16 protein-coding genes are annotated in these 17980 nt (G+C 68.7%); 7 read left to right on the forward strand and 9 right to left on the reverse strand.

Annotated features, from left to right (window positions below; genetic code table 11):
• Window positions 1–35 precede the first annotated feature (35 nt).
• Window positions 36–185 (forward strand): hypothetical protein, encoded by a 150-nt coding sequence (locus tag JRI60_RS26625; RefSeq protein WP_204218683.1) that lies wholly within the window; start codon window positions 36–38, stop codon window positions 183–185.
• Window positions 186–197: 12 nt separating this feature from the next.
• Here the strand turns inward: JRI60_RS26625 and JRI60_RS26630 are convergent, their stop codons facing one another.
• From JRI60_RS26630 to JRI60_RS26650, 5 genes are all read right to left on the reverse strand, one after another.
• A complete protein-coding gene (locus JRI60_RS26630) occupies window positions 198–1145 on the reverse strand; it encodes a hypothetical protein (RefSeq protein ID WP_204218684.1) in 948 nt (315 codons plus the stop codon).
• 85 nt (window positions 1146–1230) lie between these two features.
• Window positions 1231–1758 carry a (2Fe-2S)-binding protein gene (locus tag JRI60_RS26635; RefSeq protein ID WP_204218685.1) on the reverse strand — a complete coding sequence of 176 codons (528 nt, stop codon included), beginning with the start codon at window positions 1756–1758 and terminating at the stop codon, window positions 1231–1233.
• Complete coding sequence (locus tag JRI60_RS26640) at window positions 1755–4625, reverse strand: xanthine dehydrogenase family protein molybdopterin-binding subunit (protein WP_204218686.1); 2871 nt, start codon at window positions 4623–4625, stop codon at window positions 1755–1757. Before JRI60_RS26640 ends, JRI60_RS26635 begins: the two co-directional genes overlap by 4 nt.
• 97 nt (window positions 4626–4722) lie before the next feature.
• Entirely contained in the window at window positions 4723–5076 is a 354-nt protein-coding gene (locus JRI60_RS26645; protein ID WP_204218687.1) for a CAP domain-containing protein, read from the reverse strand.
• Between the two features lie 75 nt (window positions 5077–5151).
• The gene (locus JRI60_RS26650; protein ID WP_204218688.1) at window positions 5152–6072 is read right to left on the reverse strand and encodes an alpha/beta hydrolase; all 921 of its coding nucleotides are present in this window, start codon (window positions 6070–6072) and stop codon (window positions 5152–5154) included.
• 187 nt (window positions 6073–6259) lie between these two features.
• Between JRI60_RS26650 and JRI60_RS26655 the strand changes: the two genes are divergently transcribed.
• Complete coding sequence (locus JRI60_RS26655; RefSeq protein ID WP_204218689.1) at window positions 6260–8161, forward strand: ATP-binding protein; 1902 nt, start codon at window positions 6260–6262, stop codon at window positions 8159–8161.
• A 36-nt stretch (window positions 8162–8197) separates the two neighbouring features.
• Here JRI60_RS26655 and JRI60_RS26660 read toward each other — a convergent pair whose 3' ends face one another.
• Window positions 8198–9736: a hypothetical protein gene (locus tag JRI60_RS26660; RefSeq protein ID WP_204218690.1), complete on the reverse strand. Its 1539-nt coding sequence runs from the start codon at window positions 9734–9736 to the stop codon at window positions 8198–8200.
• Window positions 9737–9917: 181 nt separating this feature from the next.
• Here JRI60_RS26660 and JRI60_RS26665 point away from each other — a divergent pair, with 181 nt between their 5' ends.
• The gene (locus JRI60_RS26665; protein ID WP_204218691.1) at window positions 9918–10550 is read left to right on the forward strand and encodes a CHRD domain-containing protein; all 633 of its coding nucleotides are present in this window, start codon (window positions 9918–9920) and stop codon (window positions 10548–10550) included.
• Window positions 10551–10564: 14 nt separating this feature from the next.
• Here the strand turns inward: JRI60_RS26665 and JRI60_RS26670 are convergent, their stop codons facing one another.
• Window positions 10565–11449: a LysR family transcriptional regulator gene (locus tag JRI60_RS26670; RefSeq protein ID WP_204218692.1), complete on the reverse strand. Its 885-nt coding sequence runs from the start codon at window positions 11447–11449 to the stop codon at window positions 10565–10567.
• Between the two features lie 164 nt (window positions 11450–11613).
• On the opposite strand from JRI60_RS26670, the gene JRI60_RS26675 reads away from it, so the two are divergent.
• Together JRI60_RS26675 and JRI60_RS26680 are read left to right on the forward strand one after the other, a co-directional pair.
• Window positions 11614–13962 (forward strand): hypothetical protein, encoded by a 2349-nt coding sequence (locus JRI60_RS26675; RefSeq protein ID WP_204218693.1) that lies wholly within the window; start codon window positions 11614–11616, stop codon window positions 13960–13962.
• An 18-nt stretch (window positions 13963–13980) separates the two neighbouring features.
• Window positions 13981–15063 (forward strand): NAD(P)/FAD-dependent oxidoreductase, encoded by a 1083-nt coding sequence (locus JRI60_RS26680; protein WP_204218694.1) that lies wholly within the window; start codon window positions 13981–13983, stop codon window positions 15061–15063.
• Here JRI60_RS26680 and JRI60_RS26685 read toward each other — a convergent pair.
• Complete coding sequence (locus JRI60_RS26685; protein WP_204218695.1) at window positions 14983–15912, reverse strand: methyltransferase domain-containing protein; 930 nt, start codon at window positions 15910–15912, stop codon at window positions 14983–14985. The genes JRI60_RS26680 and JRI60_RS26685 overlap by 81 nt on opposite strands.
• A 112-nt stretch (window positions 15913–16024) precedes the next feature.
• Here JRI60_RS26685 and JRI60_RS26690 point away from each other — a divergent pair, with 112 nt between their 5' ends.
• Both JRI60_RS26690 and JRI60_RS26695 read left to right on the forward strand, forming a co-directional pair.
• Entirely contained in the window at window positions 16025–16495 is a 471-nt protein-coding gene (locus tag JRI60_RS26690; protein ID WP_204218696.1) for a DUF1801 domain-containing protein, read from the forward strand.
• Between the two features lie 41 nt (window positions 16496–16536).
• Window positions 16537–17211, forward strand: a complete 675-nt coding sequence (locus JRI60_RS26695; RefSeq protein WP_204218697.1) for a glutathione S-transferase family protein — start codon at window positions 16537–16539, stop codon at window positions 17209–17211.
• Here the strand turns inward: JRI60_RS26695 and JRI60_RS26700 are convergent, their stop codons facing one another.
• The gene (locus tag JRI60_RS26700) at window positions 17212–17976 is read right to left on the reverse strand and encodes an SDR family NAD(P)-dependent oxidoreductase (RefSeq protein ID WP_204218698.1); all 765 of its coding nucleotides are present in this window, start codon (window positions 17974–17976) and stop codon (window positions 17212–17214) included. It abuts the gene before it with no gap.
• Between the last annotated feature and the right edge of the window lie 4 nt (window positions 17977–17980).

A 17980-nucleotide genomic window follows, 5' to 3' on the forward strand; every position in this document is an offset into this window, starting at 1 on the left:
GCCGTCGCGGGATCTTCGCCCCCGGCGTGGGGACGGTGACCTTCACACGAACGGCGTCGGGCGAGGTGGATGGGCTGACGATCAGCACCCGCCGCGTGCGCTACCTGCGCGCGAAACGGCTCGTGGCGGCGAGCGCACCGGCGCCGCGAGCGGGCTCGAGCGCGGGGAAGGTGCGCGGTCGCTGACTGGTTCGTGCTTCAGGGCTTGCTGGCGCCCGTGATGGGCGTGACGATGCAACCCGGAGCCTTGGGGTCCTTGCAGCACCGGGCGAGTTCCTCGACACTGCTCCGGTAGGTGGTCTCCCACTGTCCCAGGGACATGGAGAGGCCCGGCGGCATCCAGTGCGAGTTCGGGTAGACCATCGCCCAGCTGTCCAGGTACGGGCTGAGCGTCTCGCCCACGGACTCGTACATGGCCGTATTGCAGGTGTGCTGCGAGCCGATGCGGTGGCAACCCGTGCATGTGTTTCCCCGCGTGGAAATGGCGAAGGGCTTGGGCCACTTCTTGAAGTCCTCGCCAATGTCGTTGGCGTACAGGCCGAGCGGATCTCTCGGCATCTGCCCGGTCTGTCCGATGAGCGGGCTGTACATGAAGGGATCGCTGTCGTGGCACGAGCCGCAGTTGCCGGAGGCCGTCTTGACGGGCGGGTTCCAGAAGTCTTTCGCGGCCACCTTTCCGGGAGGAGGTGTGGCCTCCTCGGGGGGAGGCACGCGCCGCCCGTCCAGCCCCTTGTCGGCCGACAGGGGGTTGGGCGCCAGCGCCTGGAACCAGCAGGTGCTTCCCGTCTCCACGTTGTGCGAGATGAGGTCCACCTCGTCGTAGAGGTAGGTGTTCGCCGGGCGGATCTTCTTCTGGCGGCAGTAGGCGCTGATCTGCACCTTGCCGTCGTCTCGCAGCACCAGGGCGCGCGATTCGGGGATGCATTGCCCGTCGGTGTTCTCGCCCTCGCCCGGGGGCAGGAGCGAGGGCCGATCACACGTCATCTGCGGCACGTAGGCGACGGGCGTCTTGCCATTGACGGTGATGGGGACGCGCGTGCCCTTCCGGCAGTCGAACGCGGGAATGGGGCCGATCTTCTCGGCGCACTCGCGTGCATAGGGCAACAGCTCTTGTTGCGCCCACGCCCCGGGTGCGGCGAGCAGCACCAGCAGCCAGCAGGCACCAAGGCGGAGGGACGATATCGATCTGGACCAGCACATGGGGAACGGGCGCCTCCCTGAAGTCGAGTGCTTACCGAGAGATCAGCCCGGGCGTGCCCAGGATGACCTTGCGGATGGCGGCGTAGTAACGGGCGTATCCGGTGCAGCGGCAGATGTGGCTTCCACAGGCGTCCTGGATGGCCGTATCCAGCTGGTCCACGGGGATGGGCCTGGCGCGCAGCCGCTCCATCAGCAGGGTCGTGGCCATGAGGAAGCCCGGGGTGCAGTAACCACATTGGAAGGCGAACTCGTCGAGGAAGGCCTGCTGGAGCGGGTTCGGACCCGAGGGCCCGGCCAGTCCCTCCACGGTGGTGAGGGTCTGGCCGTTGAGCTCGCCCACGGGCGTCGAGCACGCGAGCGTCGGCACCGCATGCGCCTGGGGCGTCCGGCACGCGGCGACCGTGCAGGCCCGGCACACGCCGATGCCACAGCCGAACTTGGTGCCCGTCAGCGATATCTCCTCGTGCAGGAAATCCACCAGCGGCAGCGAGGCAGGCACCTTGCGGGTGTACGTCTTGCCATTGACCGTGAGGGTCACATTGACGAGGGGAGAGCTCATGAGCGGAGGGACTCCAGGATCCTGGCCGGGGTGATGGGCAGCGAGCGGAAGCGGCGCTGGGTGGCGTCGGCGACGGCGTTGGCGATGGCGGGGGGAATCGGGCACAGCACCGCCTCGGCGATGCCCTTGGGATGATCATCCGGCGGCGGCAGGGGAGACAGCACGTGCAGCTTCATGCGCCCCAGCGGCAGGTCTCCCGCGAGCGCCACCCGGTAGCGGTCCAGGTTCCAGTTGCCCTCGCCCGCGCCCCCCACGCCCAGGGGCAGTTGCTCGAGCAGCGCGTAGCCGATGCCCATGGCCACCGCGCCCTCGGATTGACCGCTGACCAGCTCGGGCTGGATGAGGCGTCCCGCGTCGAGGAAGGTATGGACCTCGACGACCCGGACGCGGCCCGAGGGGGGGTCGATCTCGACGGCCACCAGGGCGCCCGAGGGCGAGTAGAGGCTGCGTCCGTAGGATGCGCTGGCCGCGGTTGGCGCGACGACGTTCTTGCGCTCGTGCCACCGCCAGGAGCTGGCACCGGCCTGCCGCGTGCACAGCCCGTCGATGGGCCAGGTCCAGGTGGAGCCCTCCAGCGTGTAATCCGCCTGCACCCAGCGCGCCTGGTAGAGGGCGTGCACCATGGCTCCCGCCACGCCCTTGTCGGCGTGGAGCCGGGCGGCGATGTCCGCCTGCGCCAGGCGGCGCAGCCCCGGTGCCACGAGGAATCCGTCCTCCCAGTGCGTCTCCTCCGCCTTCAGCGGGTTGGTGGGCGGCAGACCCCAGAGCTTCCGGGCCGCGGGGAACAGCCCCGTCGCGAAGAGCACCCGGCTGGCCTGCTCGATGGCGTGCACCTGCTGGAAGGCGGTGATGCACGCGCTGGACGACATGGAATAGCTCTTCGTGTAGTGCGGATTGTCCCAGGGGTTGCTCGAATCGGTGGGGGTCGACTCGTGGGTGGTGGGACGCTCGTTGCGCCGCAACAACTGCGAGCTGTTGAGGAGCCGGAAGGTCTCCCCCTTCTTCTGCACGGCCTTGGTGGTATCGGAGGAGCCGACCGGTTGCTGCTCGGCGTTGACGAAGCCAAGCACGTCGAAGAACTCCACCTGCCCCATGTCCGCGCGCGAGGCGTTGACCCCGAGGTAGCGCGCGGTGCTGATGGCCAGCGAGGTGGCCGAGCCATTGCCCATGTCCACGCAGTTGCTGGTCAGACGGAGGGCTCCCCTGGCATCGATCTCGACCGCGGCCATCACTCCATCCGCGCCCGTGCCATAGGCCTGATTGGCCAGCGCGAAGCCGACCCCGTAGAGCTGGCCCTGCTGCTTGCGCTTCGCCTTCTCTTCCTGGCGCCGGGTCCACAGCTCCTGCTTCCGGGCCAGCTGGCAGATCTCCGCCAGCCGCATGGGCTCCTGGAGCGGAGCGCCCGTCACGGTGTAGTTGCCCTGGGCGAGCGCGTTCTGCTCGCGCAGCTCGATGGGGTCGCGGCCCAGCGAGGCGGCGATCTCATCCATCATGGACTCGACGGCGAAGAAGGCCTGCGGCCCACCGAAGCCTCGCATGGAGCCCGCCACCACGCCGACGGAGGGCTGGGCGAGTGCGTCGATGGCCACCCGAGGCACCTTGTAGCCACCACCGCCGCAGTAGCCCGCGAGCTGGGCGACCCACTGGCTGTAGTTGTTCTGGCCGCCGGCCAGCAGCGAGAGCTGGCTGACGATGGCCTGGAGCTGGCCCCGGCCATCCACGGCGAAGGTCTGGGTCATCTTCGCCCCGAGCTGCTTGATGCCGCCCTGGAACTGCTCGAAGCGGTCATAGGCGATGCGCACCGGCCCGTCGGAGTAGGCGGCCGCCAGGAGCATGAGGATGGGAAAGACTGACACGTCTCGTCCGCCGAAGCCTCCACCCGGATAGCAGGAATTGAGCACGACGCTCTGCACGTCGAGCGGACCCGTGGAGTGGTTCTTGAAGAGGCTGAAGGCGTCCGAGAGATCGCCATTGGTGCTCTGGGTGCCCAGCACCAGGTTCATGCGCTTGTTGGCGCGGTCGAGCCAGGCGAGGCCCGCCTCGGGCTCCATGAACATGGGATCGATCACCTGGGTCTCGTAGGTGCCCTGGAACACCTTCCAACCCGCCGTCTTCAGCTCCTTCTGGATGAGCTCGCGCGTCTTGGCGGCCTCCTTGTCCGCCGCCGTGGACGAGGAGTAGGGGTTGGTGGAGCCGTCCTTCACCTGGGAGAACCGCACCTGGCCTCGCGCGTCGTCGTAGAACGTGAGGTAGGTAGGAGGGCTGTAGGGCGCATAGGTCTGAGCGCCGGTGGGCGTTCGCGGAGGACCGTACTGGAGCACCTCCGAGTTGAAGCGCAGCAGGCGCGAGGCGTCGCGGAAGACGTAGTAGTTCTCGAAGATGAGCAGGGCCACGGGCTGCCCGAGGTAGGCGGGCACCTGGTTCAAGGCCGCCAGGAAGACCTTCTGCCGACCATCGGGGGGCGTGGTGCTCGAGGGCAGCTGGATGCCGTCGCTGGCGAGGTCCACCGCCGTGACGACGCGCCGGGGCTGCAGCTCGGGCGGCAGCATGGAGAGGTCGATGGCGAGGAGGGGGCGGTCCGCGGAGGTCGCGCGCAGGACCATGGCGTAGCGCTCGGTGGTGGGCCACCCCTTCATGTCCCGGGCACGGAAGTCACGCGCGTAGATCTTCTGCCCGGTGACCTTGGGGAGCCCCTCGATGCGGAAGCGCGCCTTGCCCGGTGGCCCCATCCAGCCCGAACCGCCCGACTGGCCCCCCGAGGCGCGCTGGGCCATGGAGGGCAGGGAATTGAAGATGACAGTGATTCCTCCCGCGGCGACGGCCGACTTGAGGATCTGCCTGCGGGAGAAGACGAAGTGATCGGTCAAGGAGAACCCCCTCGACCCGAAGACCAGCACCGTGAGCGAAGAAGAGCAAGAGCCCGAGTGAAGTTTGTCGAAGCTCCTCCGCACCGGTGGACTGAGCTCATTTCCTCGGGGGCAGCACGTTCTGCGGGAACTGGCCCTGGTAGTTTCCGGAAGGCTGATAGTTACAGACCACATAGGTCTCGAGCCACCGGCTGCCCTTGAGATTGTAGACCGCACAGCCGACCGACGTGGTGCTCTTCCAGACCAGTTGAGTGAAGTGACCGGTGGCGGCAGTGAAACCGCCGTTCGCGAAGTTGTAACGACTGACCTCGTCGTACCAGCTCTTGGTGGCCCCCAACGCGGCATCCGTGGCGGTGGGCGGGGCCGCTTGACTGGTCCCGCTCCAATGGAGGTTCTCGCCGTAACCCCGCTGCAGGCCCGCATGGCCCTCGTTGAGCCCCTCGTATTTCACGACCTGGGCCGCGCGGGACCGCGCGTACGCTGCGAGCTTGCGGAGTGGAACGCATGGTCACGATTCCTCACGGGGTCAGGGCTTGGGGGTTTCCACCGCTCGGCGGATGTGGTCGGCGATGAACGCGTAGCTCTCGCGGGCGCGCTCGTCGTCCACCCCGTCGTAGCCGTGGTCCGCCCCGGTGAGCTCCCGGTACTCGACGAGCGCGCCGACGCGCTCGAGCCGGTCCGCGTAGCGCCGTGCCTCGTCACGGAGGATGTCGTGCTCCGCGGCGATCACCACCGCCGGCGCGATCCCGGCGAGATCCGCGGTGTCCGCGGCCCCCGCGGGCGAGATCAGCCGGTCGGAGCGGACCGCGGGGTCCGGCGCATACGAGGTGTCGAAGACATCGCCCATCCACGGACGGAGCATCGGCTTTCGGATGGTCGAGCGCTTGGAGGCCGCCGGGATCGATAGATCGAGCGGTGGGTAGTGCAGCACCTGGAGCGCGAACGCCGGGTGACCCTGCTCGAAGGCGAGCCGCGCCGCCGCCGCGGCGAGTGCGCCGCCGGCGCTTTGCCCTCCGATGGTCAGCCGCTGGCCGTCCCAGCCGTGCTCCGCCCCGTGCTCGGCGGCCCAGCGGGCGACCTCGTGCACCTGGTGCACGGCCGCCGGGAAGGGATGCTGCGGCGCCACGACATAGTCGACGTTGAGGACGACCGAGCCGGAGCGCGCCGCGAGCGCGCGGCAGATCGGGTCGTCGTACTCCGTGAGCGGCAACACGTAGCCGCCACCGTGCAGGTTGATGTGTACAGCGCCGGTCGCCGCCGGGGGGTGGTAGAGCGTCACGCGGGTCATTCCCGCGGACGTGGGCACCTCGGTCGACTCGCGGCGCGCCGTGAACTCGGGCAGCCGGGCGTTCGCGGTGCTCACCATCCGGCGGGACGTCGCGACGACGCCGCGCTGCATCGCCCGGGCGACGGCTGCCGCCACCCAGGGCCGGGACAGGATCGACATCGGGACCTCCCATCGGGTCGCCGTCGACCCGAGTCGATAGACAGGTTTCCTGACTATAGGTGTCGGAGCCACGACAGGGCGATGAATCCCTTGCCTGCCTGGTTTCTCGTTTTAGGCTCCTGGGACCGGACCCCCATGTCATCCTTCCGCCGAGGGCCTCTTCCCCCCTCTTGGTTGATCCCCGGACATGGCGCCGCATTCATCTGCCGAGACGAGCCAGGACATTCCCAAGTCCCCCTCCTCGGGTCCCGAGAGAGCCCCGGGGATCCTGGGCTGGCTGGACTTCTTCCTCTCCGAGCCCCTGCGCAACGCACCTCCCGCGGACCTCATTCGTCATCGGGTGCTCGTAGGCGCCGCATGGTTCATGTTCATGCTCGCCATGCTGTACGTGGTGATCGCGCTGTTCTCACCGTACACCCTCGCCCCTGGCCTCGTGGGCGTGTCGTACCTGGCGACCCTGGTAGCGGCGCGGAAGTCCACCCGGATCGAGGTTCCGGCGGTGATCCTGCTGGCAACGCTCACGGTCAGCTTCGTGGGGGGCGCCTTCGCGAACAAGACCAGCTTCGAAGGCGGCGTGCACGCCTTGAACCTGCTGATCCCCGCCTTCGCCGTGTACCTGCTGGGGCCGCGCCGGGCGCTGCTCTTCACCCTCCTCATCGCCGTGGTCCTGGATGTGATTCATCCCATCTACCTCACGCACCACGCCGGAATCCCCGCCGAGTCCTTCCAGGTGTCGCGCTTCTGGATCCGGCACCTCTTCGCGGGCATCGCGTTCCTGGGCATCTGGGGGATTGGCGCGTTGCATGGCACCGCGCGGGATGCGGCCATGAAGAAGCTCCACGACAGTGAGGGCAAGTTGAGCAGCATCATCGAGAGCACCGACGACATCGTGGTCTCGACGGACACCGAGGGGCGCCTGCTCGCCGCCAACTCGGCCATGAAGCTCTTCTTCCAGAAGACCCTCGGGATGCAGCCCGAGCTGGGGCAGTCGCTCTTCCGCTACATCCATCCCGAGAGGATCCAACTCTGGAAGGACCGCTTCGCCCAGGTGCTCCAGGGCCAGCGCCTGCGTCTCGAGGAGACGTATACGTTGGGGGACACCCGTATCGTGATGGACGTCAGCCTCCATCCCATCCTGGTGGCGGGAGGCCAGGTCGGGGGAGTGACGCTCTTCGGCCGCGACATCACCAGCCGCAAGGAGGCCGAGGTGCGGCTGGGAGAGCTGCACCGCACGCTGGTGGATGTCTCCCGCCAGGCGGGCATGGCCGAGGTCGCCACCGGTGTGCTCCACAACGTGGGCAATACCCTCAACAGCGTCAACATCTCCACCACCCTCGTCACCGACCAGCTCCGCCGCTCCCGCGTCACCGGGCTCACCAAGGCCACCGCCCTGCTGCGCGAGCACCGCGCGGATCTCGCCACCTTCATCACCCGGGATCCCCAGGGCCAGCAACTGCCGCCCTATCTCATCGCAGTGTCCGGCCAGCTGGCGGAGGAGCGCGACACCCTGCTCAAGGAGATGCAGTCGCTCGCCCAGGGCGTGGAGCACATCAAGTCCATCGTCACCATGCAGCAGAAGCACGCTCGCGCCGCGGGCGCCGTGGAGCAGGTGGCCGTGCCCCAGCTCATCGACGAGGCCCTGCGGCTGCACGCCGTCTCCTTCGAGCGGCTGGCCATCCGCATCGTGCGGGATTACGCCGACGTTCCCCTCATCTTCGTGGACCGGCACAAGCTGCTGCAGATCCTCATCAACCTGCTGAGCAACGCCCGGCACGCGCTGGTGGACAGCACGCAACAGGACAAGTGCCTGACCATCCACGTCCATCCCGCTCCCGGGGAAGAGCGGCTGCTCATCGACGTGACGGACAACGGCGTCGGCATCGCCCCGGAGAACATGGCGCGCCTGTTCTCCCAGGGCTTCACCACCAAGAAGACGGGGCACGGCTTCGGCCTGCACATCAGCGCCCTGGCCGCCGAGGAGATGGAGGGCCAGCTCACCTGCACCAGCCCCGGCCCCGGTCAGGGCGCCACCTTCACCCTCGAGCTGCCCGTGAAGGGCGAAGGGGTCCAGGAGCAGGTGAGGCCCTGACGAATCCCCGGGAGCGACGGTGGAATCGCGCTCCTCTCACGCAGCGGAGTCGTCACGGACCGGTTCAGCCACGCGGCGGTGCTGGCGTGCTCGCAGGGCCCGGACGCACTCCGCCACCGCCGCGACCCCCAGGGCGAGGATCAGCGGGTCCAGGGGGTAACGGAACCGATTGTTCTCCAGGTACTCGAAGAGGTTGCTCGTCAGCGCCACGAACAGGATGTTGAAGGCGAGGAACATCCACGTGGCCCCCTCCGCCGAGAACCTCCGGGAGCGCCGCAGCTCCTTCCACGCCAGCACGCCCGCGGCGCCCAGCCCGAAGACGAGCAGCGCCGTCCAGTTCCAGAGGATGCGTCCGGAGATCTCCTCCGGCGTCAGCCACCGCCCGCTCATCTCCGGCGCCTGGGCTCCATACATGCCGAGCAGGTAGCGGTTGTACAGCCAGCTCTCCGAAACGACGCTGCGCCGGTTGCCGGCGACATAGGGCTGGTCGATCGCGGGAGTGAGGAAGATGCGGAAGCCCGACGCCACGGTCCTCAGGTAGGTGCCCGGCCGCGCGCGGATCGCGGCGAACGAGTCCCGCGCGAAGTCCTTGGACAGCGCGATGTAGGCCTCGTGGTTGAAGTTGGGCGCCCGGTTCTCCTTCACCTCGCGCCGCAACACGGGCACGTCCGGGCCGCTCACCTGACGGTAGCTCGGGGGGTAGAAGGTCAACGGCTGGAAGGGATCCGCCTTCACCAGCGGGGACACCTTCCCCTCGCGCATCAGCTCCGCCAGCTCCTCCCGGGGCATCTGCGTGAACACGATGTGGGCGAGGTTCATCCCGAACCAGCTGCTCCCCGAGAACGTGCCGAAGAGGACGGCGTTCTTCGTGTAGAGCGCGAGGATGAGCAGCAGCGGGAGCGCGGCGGCTCGTGCGACCGTGCGCCAGGGCGTACCGGCCAGCAGCACCAGGCCCACCACGACGAGGTACCACACCACATGGAAGGTGCTGCGCATGAGCGCCAGGGCTCCCAGCAGTCCGAAGAGCACCATCCCGGCACCCACCCGGCCCGAGGAGACGAAGCGGTGGAAGAACAACGCCGCCGCGCACAGCAGCAGCGTCTCGGGATACGTGTAGAAGAGCCAGTTCTCGTAGACCACCGTGGCCGGGCTCGCGATGAAGAACACCGTCAGCAGCGCACTCGGCCAGCGGGGGACTCGCAGCCGCACCATCAGCCCGTACAGGGACAATGCCAGCAGCAGTCCCATGCCGACGTAGAACGCGGCGAAGGCGGCATCCGAGCCCTCGGCGAACGTCTGGAGCACACCGCCGAGGAACAGGTTGAAGAGGGGCGGTTGGGCGTGGAGGTAATAGACACTCTCCAGCAGCCGGTTCCACAGGAGGTCCAGCTCGATGAACTGGAAGAACCAGAGGATGGGCGAGCTGTCGAAGTGGACACCCTCCTGCCAGTAGAGGGTCCGCGACAGGGCGAAGGCAATCAGGATGAAGACGGGCGGCGCGACACGGTGCCAGCGTCCCTCGGCGTGAGACGGGGCGGGTGGGGCGGCGTTGTCGTTCGGGCGGGGCTGTTCCATCTGGCCGCCAATGTAGCCGGAATGTTCTTCTGGCTCAGTATCCAATGGGAGCGACCTCCACCGGGAAGGTCCAGCGGCGCGGGCATGGACAGATATCGGCCACCTCATGTCCGTCTTCGGGCTTCTGTCACGATGCCTCGGCGGCTACTCCTGAAGCACCCCGATTCTACAGGAGTCCGCCATGCACACCTTGAAGGCCCTCGCGTTCACGAGCGTTCTCTTCATGCTGCCCGCCCATGCGAAGGATCCCGCCCTCGGTGCGACGACCTTCACGGTCTACGAGAGCTACCTCAGCCCGGCCCAGGAGCCCGGTGAGGAGTCGGAGACCCCCAAGCTGCTGGAGAAGAGCCTCGGGGCCACGGCTCCCTCCGTGCCTCGCGAGGAGCGCAAGTCCAGGGGCCATGGGCAGATCCGGTTCGCGCGTGATCTGAGCAAGGCCTATATCGACGTCGAGATCCAAGGGGTCAATCCCGCCGACATCCTCATGTTCCACATCCACTGCGGACCCCCGGGATTCCTGGGTCCCATCATCGTGGACTTCGGGGAGGTCAGCAGCCCGGCGAAGCTGTTCGCCGGCGGCAAGTTCTCGGTGGAGATCACCAACAAGAACGTCAGGTTCGTCAAGGACATGCCGGGTCTGAAGCCCTCGCTGCCCGAGAGCTGCCCCTCCGATATCGGCCTCCCGAACCAGACCAAGACCATCGCCGGACTGGAGTACCTGGCGAGGAAGGGCGTGCTCTATTTCAACCTCCACACCAAGGCGCACACCTATTACGGAGAGATGCGCGGTCAGCTCTACGCCGTCAAGGAGTAGCCGTTGCCGGCGGTTCAGAGCGGTTCCAGGAAGCGGAGGATGTGCGAGAGCACCTGCTTGATCTTGGGAATCTCGGAGAGCGCCTCGGGCACGCTGATGCGGACCGGGCGCTCACGTCCCACGACGTCGGGCAGCACGGGCACCAGCTGCTCTGGTGGACTGCCCGGGTCGGGCAGCTCGACGCTGGGCATCAGGCCAATGCCCAGCCCGGCGAGGCAACAGGAGCGGATCAGGTGGATGTCCGTCGCGATGAGCGCCGGCTCGACCGTGAACGAGCCGCCCCGGAGCGTGGGCCAGATACGGGCGTCGTCTCCCGGGGCCTCCCAGGCGAAGAGCTCGTGGCCTCGCAGCTCCTCCACCGAGCGCGGAGTCCCTCTCCGCCGCAGGTACTCCTGGCTGGCCATCAGCCCCTCGTGCACCCGCATCACCACGTGCGAGCGCCACGGCCCCTTGGGCGTGTCCTCCCCGAAGTGGACCGCCATGTCCACGTCGTCCAGCGGCTCGCCCAGGGGGTTGTCGCTGAAGCGGGCGTGGACGCGCAGTTGCGGATAGGAGGTCCGCAACAGCTCGAAGAGGGGAGTGAGCAGGTGCGGCGGCAGTCCCACGGGCAGCACCAGCCTCAGCACCCCCGAGGGCGCATGGCCCACCTCGCGGATGGATGCCAGCAACGCGCTCGTCTCCTGCATCATGATCCGCCCGCGCCGGGCGAGCACCTCGCCGGCTTCGGTCAAGACGATGCCCTGGTGGGTGCTCTTGAGGAGCGGCACACCGGCGCGTGCCTCGAGCGCCTCGACGCGGCGCCTCAAGGTGGTGCGCGACACGCCCAGGGAGTCCGCGGCGGCCAGGAACGAGCCGGTATTCACGACGTCGAGAAAGGCGCGCAACTCTTCCAGATCCATGCTCTTGCCTCGTGGCCAGGAGTGTAGATCCGGAGAGCCCGTCCTCCTCATCCTCCAGTCCGAGGCACACGCGCGCTTCCGGACAGGTGCCCTTCAGGGCCTTGCGGCCCGAGCCCCGAGCTGGAATCCATGTGCTTCTCTCGGTGAGCCGGGGGGCTCCAGACATGGCTTTGATCGATCGCGTCAAGACACTGTGTGACCGGCTCTCGGGCCACGGCTGGGCGGACCGGTTGAGTCCCTTCGGGCTGGACATCACGGCGGCCTCGCCCGGGGCGCTCGCCACCCAGCTCGCCAGGGCCGTGCGGCGGCCCACGGGCGACGACCTGAAGGGCTTCGAGGACTTCGCCTTCCGGACCGCCGCCGGCATCAAGCCCGCCGCGCCCGGCAAGAGCCTGCTCTATCACGCGCTGGCCAGCCCCTACGTCCATCCCACCCCCGGCAACACGCCCGCGCCTTCTCCCGAGGCCTATCCCACGCTCGAGGAGCTCGACACCCTCGAGAACTACCTCTACAGCCTCGCGAGGAGGCGATTGGCGGACCTTCCCGGCGCCACGCTCGCCGTGTTCGCCTACCAGTACCGGCCCGGCGAGCGCAGCCCGCATGGCCTGCACGCGGACATGGCCTGGTCCCGCACGGGAGTGGCCCGCGTCGGCACCCGTCCGCCCCGTTACGATGCGGCGCGGCGCTCCTTCTGGGTCGAGCCCGAGGATGGGGGAGACGGGCTCGCCGTGCTCCCCGCCCGCTACGGCGCCTTCCTCTGCGTGTCGGCGCGGCCGGGGGGCCAGCGCGTGGTGCTCGACCCGGTGCAGGGGGACAACCTCCGCAACTTCCTCTTTCCCGTGCACAAGCTCTTCCCCGGGAACGAGTGCCTCGTGGGGGAGACGCTCTCCGAGGCGATGTTCGACTTCGACGAGTACCACCGCAATGAGAAGCTGCGCCGCGTCCACACGAACGGCCGCATCCCCGCGCTGCCTCAGTTCGACCTCACCCGGACACCATTCGTGCGCCAGTCGGGGGATGACGATGCGCTGGTGGGCCGGCAGCGGGTGGGCGCCAGCGTGCTCATCGTCCCCGTGCACCACCCGGCGCTCGTGCGGACGGTGACGCAGCGGGTGGGGGGACGCGACGAGCTGGTGCGCTTCCGCGTCCCCAGGAGGCAGCGCATCTCCTTCGGCCAGACCTCGCGCGAGACGCGTTTCTGGACGAGCTTCGACACCATCTCCGGAGGCCCCGAGGGCCGGCGCGCCCCGGAGTACGTCAACATCCGCCACCGGGTGCGGCAGGGCCCCGGCGGCACCTTCGAGCTCGAGGACCTGGGCGGCCCGCTCGCCAATGGCAGCTTCCTCCCGGAGGCCGAGTTCCTCGCGCTGGTGGACCAGGGCGGATACGAGGCCGCCCACTTCATGGACGACACGTGCGACGGGTGCGTGACCGTCCGGGTGAGCGGGCTGAGCCGGCCGCTCGGGACGACGCTGCCGGCCTACTCGCTCGTGACGGCGCCGGACTTCTTCCCACTCGCGGACCAGTTCGAGATCGCCGCCTGGGTCGAGACACTGCCGGACCCGCACTTCCGCCAGGGAGGGCCCAAACCCCTGAGCAGCGGGCGGGACAGCGTCAATCCGGACCTCCAGCGTCCGGGCCAGCCGAACATCAAGGCCTTCCGCCGGAGCGACAGGACGCTGACGGCCGTGGTGGGCGCCGGGGCCGTGGGCAGCGCGCAGGCGGGTGAGCGGACGCCGGTGCTCGTCACCTGGCTGCCGGATGGGGCGTCCGGTGTCTTCGCCCCGGGCTGGGATGTGGCGCTCGGCAACGATGACCTGGGGAGCTTCACCGCGGCCTTCGGCCTGGGCAGCCCCTTCCCGGAGGATGCCAAGCTCTGCGCGGCCTTGAACTCCTTCTGGCCCGCGGTGGCTCCCGATGCCTCGCGCACGTTCAACGAGGCGCCCATGGGCAAGCCGATGCTCGACTCCGAGCTGGGCTATCACCCGCAGCACCCGCGCGTCCTGGCGGGAGAGGTCTCCTCGTCACCCGGGTGGGATGGTGAGCACGGCCCCTTTCTCTTCCAGGAAGGCGGCCAGTGGTTCATGAACTTCGCCAACCGGTTCCGCGCCGACTATGTCTCCAATGCCCTGAAGGGGCGGATCCGGCTCGGCCCGCTCGCCCATGTGACGGCCCCGGAGCTCATCGCACGCATGGAGGCGCTGCGCTTCTGCATCAGGCGCGTGGTGCCTCCGGCGGGAGACACGGTCCCCGACTCCACCGTCGTGCTGGTGACGGCGGAGAAGGTGGTGGACTGGGACCTGGGGCCGCCGAAGGACACCGCGTTGAGCGGCCCGGGCTACCACTTCGTCTTCGTCGAGACGTCGGCACTGGAGGAGGCCATTGCCAACACGCCGCGCCGCAGGGTGCGGGTCCTGCGGCGCTACACCTGCCACGTCTCGAGCACGGCGGTCCGCTTCCAGGTGGATGACGGGCCCTTCGCGCTCTTCTCCCGCCCGGCCGAGGGCGTCTGAGCGTCCGGAGCCCCTGTCATGGCCGCGTCCTCGGAGGTCATCATCGTGGGAGCGGGTCCGGCCGGATGCGCGGCGGCCATCGGGTGTGCCACGGCCGGGTTGAGCGTACGGCTCCTCGAGTCGGCCCGTTTCCCGAGGGACCTCCCGGGTGAGACGCTGCACCCGGGCGTGGAAGCGCTCCTGGAGCGGCTGGGCGTGGCCGCCGAGGTCCGGGCCGCGGGCTTCCCACGCCATGAAGGCATCTGGACGCATTCCCCCGAGGGAAGCGTGTTCACCCCCTACGGGGCCGGTGCGGAGGGGCCGTGGCGCGGCTTCCAGGCCTGGCGCGCCGAGCTCGATGGTCTCCTGCTGCGGCGCGCGGTGGCGTTGGGGGTCGAGGTCCTGCAGCCCTGCCGGGCCCTCCAACCGCTCGTCGAGCGGGGGAGGGTGGTGGGGGTGGAGACGTCCCAGGGACTCCAGCACGGCCGGTTCGTGGTCGATGCCAGCGGCCGGGGGCGCTGGTTCACCCGGAAGCACGGACTCGCCAGGAGCGTGGACTCGCCGCTCCTGCTCGCCCGGTACGGCTACGTGCACGGCCACTTCGTGGAGCAGGACGAGCACCCGTCCCTGCGTTGGGAGCCGGACGGTTGGGAGTGGATCGCCAGGGTCCGTCCGGGGCTCTACGCGTGGACACGGCTGTCACTCCATGCCCGGAGGCGGACACGGCCGGACCCGCCCCGGGTTCTGAGCTCGGGCAGGGCCGTCGGCGCTCCTCGTGGGGCGGATGTCACCTGGAGCCGTGTCGAGGCCCCGGCTGGCGACGGATACTTCATCGCCGGGGACGCGGCGGCGGTGGTGGACCCCGCCTCCTCCCAGGGAGTCCTGCGCGCGCTGATGCAGGGCATGATGGCCGCACACCTCATCACCGCCTGCGTGAAGGGAACGGCCCCCGAGACGGAAGTGGCCCGCTTCTATCGCGGCTGGGTCCGGGACATGTACCAGCGGTCCGCCTCCGCGCTTCGCGCACGGTACGCGTCCATGCTACGCGAAGGCGGCGCTGCGCAGGACCATCACGTCGGCGAAGTCCTGGCGCACCGGCGCGAGACTCAGCGCGCCCTGTGACACCTGCTCGAGGAAGTACTCGCCGTAGTCGTGGCGGGGCCCCGAGGCGTACACGGTGATGTCCCGGGCCCGCGCGACGTCCCCGAGCATCCGGGCCACCGCGTGCGCCACCTCTCCCCAGAAGGGGAAGTACAGATAGAACGCCGTGCCGTCCGACAGGTCCACATCGCGCACATCCGCGTGGATGAACTCCAGGTTCGGCAGCGCGAAACGCTCGCCATTGCGGCGCGCGGACTCGACGTAGGTCTGGCCGTACTCCACGCCCTTGACCCGCGCAGAGGAGCTCGCGGCCACGGTGATGGCGAACTTCCCGTTGCCACAGCCCAGGTCGTAGATCGTGTCGTGCTGCCCGGGACTCGTGATGGAGAGGAAGTCGGAGATGCGCCGCGCCCGCGAAGCCATGTTCACCTGGCCGAACGGGGGACGGTTCTGGCCCGTGGTGATGCGGGAGATGCGCAGCAGGCCCTCGAGCCAGTCATCCGCCGCCGTGCTCGCGCGACCAGCGGCCTCGGTGAAGCCGAGCCCCTCCCACCGCTCCCGGAAGTGTGCCGGTGCGAGGTCTCCCGTGCGAAGCTGCTGGGCGACGTCATCTCCGGCCGCATCCAGCGCCTCGGTCACCGAGAGTGCACCCACCTCCATCGCATCCCAGAGGGCACGCAGCTCCGGACGATCCCTCACGTCGATGAGGAGCAGGTCTGGCTCCACGTTCTCCCTCACGAAGGAGAACCCCTCGAAGAGCTCCCACAGCGCGCCCAGGTCCAGCGTACGCACATCCTTCGAGGACAGGAGGCTCTCGGCGCGCTCGACCCACCAGGGGACGGAGCGTGGGGTGGGGGAGGTGGAGGGCATGGGACAGGATGGTGTCAGACAGGCGGACACCTGTCCAAAGCCCGTCTGCTCGACAGGTCTGCTGGCGGCATTTCAAGTAACGTCGCGACGTCGCCAAACAGGGGAGAGCGTCGTGGCCACTCGGAAGGTGCAAGCGAAGAAGCCCGCGGCCAAGAAGCCCGCGGCCAAGAAGCCCGCGGCCAGCGTGAGGAAGACGAAGTCGTCGTCCCAGACGACGGGCGCGGACCAGGTGGACGCGTACATGAAGGACCTGGAGCACCCGCTGAAGGCCGAGATCGAAGCCGTGCGGACGATCATCCTGGGGGCGAACAAGAAGGTCGCCGAGCGCGTGAAGTGGAACGCGCCGAGCTTCTATTACAAAGAGGACATCGCGGCCTTCCATCCCCGCGCTCGGGACTGCGTGCACGTCGTCTTCGTCTTCCCGCGAGGCACGATGCCGAGCGATCGGTTCGGCTTCCTGGAGGGCGACTACGTGGATCGGCGCATGGCGCGGTTCCGCGACATGGCCGATGTCCAGGCGAACAAGGCCGGCCTCGTGCGGCTCGTGAACCACTGGGTCCGCGCCATGGACGAGGTGCACTGAACTGGTTGCAAAACACAATCAGTCTTGTAAGTAGGAGCCCGATGACGCCCAACCCTGGACCGCCTCCGCAGCTCTACTTCCACCCCTTCGCCTCTTTCTGTCAGAAGGTGCTGGTCGCGCTCTACGAGAACGGGACTCCGTTCGAGCCGCACTTCGTCGACCTGGGCGATCCGGCCTCCCGCCAGGCCTTCCTGGCCATCTGGCCGGTGGGAAAGATGCCGGTCCTGGTGGACCGCGCCGCGAACCGGACGATCCCCGAGTCCAGCATCATCATCGAATACCTGGACCGCCATTACCCCGGCGCGACGCGGTTGATCCCCGACGACTTCGACAAGGCCCTGGAGACGCGTCTGCAAGATCGCTTCTTCGATCTCCAGATCGCCGAGCCGATGCAGAAGATCGTCACCGACCGGATCCGCCCGAAAGGGCGGGGTGATCCGCACGGCGTGGAAGCGGCCAGGGCCTCGCTGCGCACCGCCTACGACCTGCTCGATCGCCAGATGGCGACCCGGACCTGGGCCGTCGGCGAGGCGTTCACCCTGGCGGACTGCGGCGCGGCCCCCGCCTTGTTCTATGCCAACTGGGTCGAGCCCATCACCCACGCGCACGTCAGGGCCTATCTGGACCGCCTGATGAAACGTCCTTCCTTCGCCCGCGCCGTGGAAGAGGCCCGTCCCTACAGAGTCCTCTTCCCACAGCCGCGGACGGACGATTAGTCAGCTGCGGAAGACCCAGCCGCCGTCCACGGAGAGGGTGGTGCCGGTGGTGAAGGTGGCATCGGCGCAGAGGAAGAGGATGGCGCGGGCCACCTCCTCCGGCTGCCCGATGCGGGCCATGGGGTGGAAGGTCTCGGCCATCATCCGCTCGGTGGCCGCGTCGCCCTGGGTGAAGTCGTGAAAGGTCTCCGTCGCGATGGAGCCCGGGGCCACCGCGTTGACGGTGATGCCGTCCGGGGCGGCCTCGAGCGCGGCAGTCTCGGTGAGGCTCTCCATCGCGCGCTTGGTGGCCCCATACGGGCCCAGCCCTCGGAACGCACGCTTGCCGATGGCCGACGAGACGTTGACGATCCGGCCGCCTCCCCCCTGCGCCCGCATCTGCTGGAGCTCGGCGCGCAGGCACCAGAAGAAGGCGGTCAGGTTGACATGGAGCACCCGAGCCCAGTTCTCGTCGGTGCAATCGGCGATCGGGCTCGGCTGGCCGGTGATTCCTGGCACGTTGACGGCGCAGTCGAGCCGGCCAAACGCGGCCACCGTCGTCTGCACGGCCCGGGTCACCTGGGGCAACTGGGCGATGTCCGTCTCGACGAAGCGCGCCGTGCCCCCCTGGGCGAGGATCTCCTGGACCACGGCCGAGCCCTCGGCCACACGCCGTGCGGCCACGACGACCCGGGCTCCCGCCTGCCCGAGTGCCAGAGCGGCCGCCTTGCCAATACCGCCACTGCCACCGATCACCAGTGCCACCTTGCCATCGAGCCGAGCCATGGTT

The sequence above is a fragment of the Archangium violaceum genome, from assembly GCF_016887565.1.
GTDB classification, from domain to species: domain Bacteria; phylum Myxococcota; class Myxococcia; order Myxococcales; family Myxococcaceae; genus Archangium; species Archangium violaceum_B.